This is a genomic window from Bradyrhizobium sp. Crot121, assembly GCF_059512385.1.
This window is the reverse complement of record NZ_JCAMOR010000181.1, coordinates 1-3481: the sequence shown is the minus strand read 5'-3', so window position 1 is coordinate 3481 and position 3481 is coordinate 1. Positions and strand designations below refer to the sequence as shown.

Genomic DNA, 3481 nt, shown 5'->3' with positions numbered 1-3481 from the left:
CTGTTCAACTGTCCGACCTGCCTTCTGTTGGCAGAGTCAGAGACGGTTAGCGAGCCGGTTCAGGTATCTCCCGACAAGCTCGCGGTAGCCGGTTTCCGTTTTTTTGCCGTGGCGGCATAGGGGGCAGCGGGTTACGAAGAGCGATGCCCGCTGTTACGTACGGTCTAAGAGAAGACCGCGGCTGAATTGGCTGCCGAGATGCGGGCTGGCGTGCCCCTCGATGTTCTTCCGGCGTCTATGAGCCGGAGCGCGTCGCCGCGGCCCGCGAGGGCGACGCCCTGCAATGGCCGGGCAACCAACTCGCCCTTATTCGCGCCGGTGCCGAAGCCGACCATTGAAACCGGTGTTGAGGCCATGACACTTGCCGTGCTGAGCGTGTTCGACCAGCACGCGGGGGGAAAATAACCGTCGGCGACGCCTGATCTCGTTCCAGCACTGCTCGTCGGGCGCCCGGCAACGTGATCGAAGAGGACAATTGCTGCGATGAAGGAGTCCGGTGATGGCCCGAATGCGAAATCCGCGCGGGCTCTGAATGGTCTGCATATCTGGGCAGAGCGGAAGTGACTGGCTGGCTTCCTAAACGGCTTTTGACGCAAAGGCGACCTCCGTCTCCAGCACCCTAACCCGCAGCAACGGCGTGGCCGCCGCGCACCTGCGCGGTCAGCCACATCAGCGAAACGGTTATCGCGATCACGACAAGATAAACCAAGAGCTGCATTTGCGTCGGCTGATCGGTATAGCCGATCAGCGTGTGCAAGGCGCGCCCGGGAATGCTGGCTTCGGACAACAGCCAACTCGAGTCCCACACGATGGTGTCGAGCGACGCTAGCCAGCCGGCGCGCTCAAGGAAAGCTGCCCTCGGCCACCGCCTGGCCGATCGCGCGCATCTCGACGGCAATCTCCCGACCGTGGCGCGCCATCCAGGCATTGTGCCAGGTCAGCATCACAACGGCGACCCCGAGGATGGCGGCATTGAACAGCTCCTGGCCCATGCCTTCGAACAGCTGCGACAGGCGGCTGGCAAATGCCGCGACGAGACACGCCCCCGCAGCGCCTGCCAGCACGCCGCCGGCGACCCAGCGACCGCGGTGCGCGACCCCGCGCGTGACCGCGAGCACGATGCCGACGATCAGGCCGGCCTCGAAGACCTCGCGGAAGACGATGACGAGCGCGGCGAGCACGAGTCGGGCGCCCTATTCGACGACCAGGGCGCCACGCGCTTTCTCGTTGAAGTCATCATAGAACTCATAGCGCCCGGCCTTGAGAGCGCGGACGTTGATCACACCCTGGCTCTTGGCGGTGACGACCTTTTCCACCCTGAGCGAGGTGCTTTCGAACTCCATCGCCTTGCCGTCGAGATTCCTGATCCGGAACACGATCGGCTTGTCCGCCGGTGCCCGTATCTCGCGCGGCTGAAACTGCCCGTTGGAGTAGCTGATCTGAATTTCAGTCGCCTGCTGGGCCGATGCTGTCGACAGCGGCAGCATCGTCGTGCAAAGCGCTGCGAGAGCGAGCTTCCTGGTCATGGTCAAAACGTACATCTCTTTGCCTTCCGCTGAATGTCTTTCTGAAAGCCGATCCCAAGACCGCGTCAGCGCGCGGCCTCAGAGCACCTTGCGGCGCCCTCACGCTGACCGACCGGAGTTCCCCCGGCCCATCAGAAACGAAATTGGAGCCGGCTGCCGGATGAACCAGCAACCGCCACGCCTACAACGCGGGCCCTCTCCCGTTGAGCTAAGTCGGCTGATGGCTCGTACAGGCAGGACATTGGTACTGTCCTAATTGTCCTAATTGCCGCACTCGCCGACCTACGCTTCACGCGCCACGGTACAATAGTGCACTGACTTCACAGCATCGAGGTGCTTGTCTTAGCGAGCGACCTCTCGCGCTGGTCGTCGCTCCTCTGCCCAATGGCGAGCCGAGAGGGAGCGACGCCCCGGCGCAATCCCCTGCGATTTGACGCCGGGGCCGTCCGCTCAGCGCCCGCTCGGGAAGGTGCGCGAGCACTCTTGCAGCAGGCGCGACAGTTTGGGTCTCGTACATCCGCGTTTCACCCGAGCCGCAGTACCGAGCATTGGAAGCTCATGGAAACCAAACGCAAGCGCAACCGAGCCAAGCAGACCACTTCACTCCAGGCGCGGCTGGTCGCCTCAGCTCGCCAGGCTCGCACGCAGGCACGCGACCTACCTCCCGGCGCCGAGCGGCAGAAACTGCTCCGGCAGGCGCGGCAAGCCGAGCAGGCCGCCGACATGAACGAGTTTCTTAGTCTGGGCACGCCGAAATGAAGTTTCCAGTGAGGTCTCAAGACGGTAGCGACATTTGTCTAGACAGCCACGGAGCAGCTTATGGTCGGAGACCAGAACACCACCGAAACCGACGTTGACCTACAGCGGCGCATTGAGAAGGCAATAGAGCACACATTGTGAGGGCGGTTTGCGACGATTTGGTGCTCCATCGCTCGCGCAGCTCGGCAGCGACCTCGAAGCTATAGGCGATCAGGCCCTGACATTGCGGAAAGGCCCCGATTGTGAATCGGGGCCTTTCTCTTTAGGCCAGCCGCGCTTCCCCACAATGGTAGATTAGTCGCGCTCTTTTATGATGGTCTTGCTGCGCGTACCGTCATCATGTTCTTTGTTGATAGTCGTGGTGCGGTCGCTTGGCTCGTGTTCCTTGACCACCGTTTCACGCTCTCGCTCCCGGTAGCGATCGTGATCGCGGTCCTGACCGACGGTCACGCCAGCGCCACTCGGGCCGACACCAACGCCGACACCAACATCTTCCGCGAACGCAGGCGTGACGAGGGCAGTCATCATAGCAATCAACAACACCTGTTTCATCCCGCATCTCCTCTTCTTCCTGTTAAGGGAAGAGCAATCCAACACTCTACGGGAAGTTCCCGGATTCGATTATGACACAAGCGCACGGGAACAATTGGCAACCGGCCGGGAACGGTACAGCCGTTTAGTTGATTATCGTATGCATCACCGCACGCACCTCGGTGATGAGTACGCCAGGTGCGCTCCTGCTTACTCAAACAAGGAGCAACACATGGAAGTGCGGCGTCGTTCTAAACAATCAACGACACTGGAAAACCGGTTGGCTGAAGAGGCCGTGCGCCTCCGCAAGGAAGCTCAGGGCGGTCCCCCAGGCGAACGCGAACGACTTATTCGCAGAGCACGTCAGGCGGAGACGGCGGCACATTTGAGCGAATGGCTGAAGCCTCGGCGCCTTCAGCCGCTCCGGTAACCTGTCAGCCCGTTTTGCCTTCTCTGCGCAGTAGGAACGAAATCTGTCCGCAACAGTCGACTCTGCGCCTCCGGCCGATCGTCCCCCGAAAAAAGCCCCGGCCAGAGGAAAACCTGCCCAACCAGGTTGGCGGCCCCGGTGATGGCTGGGGCCGTTTTACTAGAGCGTGATGAAGTTAGGTTCGTGCATATCCTGAGTTTGCCAAGTAGCTTGCGCATTCTTTGGGCGTGAAGAG

At 61.5% G+C, this 3481-nt stretch carries 3 protein-coding genes, 1 tRNA gene and 1 pseudogene; 1 reads left to right on the top strand and 4 read right to left on the bottom strand.

The features are described 5' to 3' along the window. Nucleotides 1-619 precede the first annotated feature (619 nt). From AC5ZGW_RS45565 to AC5ZGW_RS45555, 3 genes and pseudogenes are all read right to left on the bottom strand, one after another. A pseudogene (locus AC5ZGW_RS45565) lies at nucleotides 620-1181 on the bottom strand (FTR1 family protein). A 12-nt stretch (nucleotides 1182-1193) separates the two neighbouring features. Beyond that, a complete protein-coding gene (locus AC5ZGW_RS45560) occupies nucleotides 1194-1541 on the bottom strand; it encodes a cupredoxin domain-containing protein (protein ID WP_130231832.1) in 348 nt (115 codons plus the stop codon). A gap of 129 nt (nucleotides 1542-1670) precedes the next feature. Next, a tRNA-Tyr gene (locus AC5ZGW_RS45555) sits at nucleotides 1671-1744 on the bottom strand. A 340-nt stretch (nucleotides 1745-2084) separates the two neighbouring features. Between AC5ZGW_RS45555 and AC5ZGW_RS45550 the strand changes: the two genes are divergently transcribed. Continuing rightward, nucleotides 2085-2285: a hypothetical protein gene (locus AC5ZGW_RS45550; protein WP_130231834.1), complete on the top strand. Its 201-nt coding sequence runs from the start codon at nucleotides 2085-2087 to the stop codon at nucleotides 2283-2285. A 294-nt stretch (nucleotides 2286-2579) separates the two neighbouring features. Here AC5ZGW_RS45550 and AC5ZGW_RS45545 read toward each other — a convergent pair whose 3' ends face one another. Beyond that, on the bottom strand, nucleotides 2580-2837 hold the full coding sequence (locus AC5ZGW_RS45545; RefSeq protein ID WP_130231836.1) for a hypothetical protein: 258 nt from the start codon (nucleotides 2835-2837) through the stop codon (nucleotides 2580-2582). Nucleotides 2838-3481: the final 644 nt, after the last annotated feature.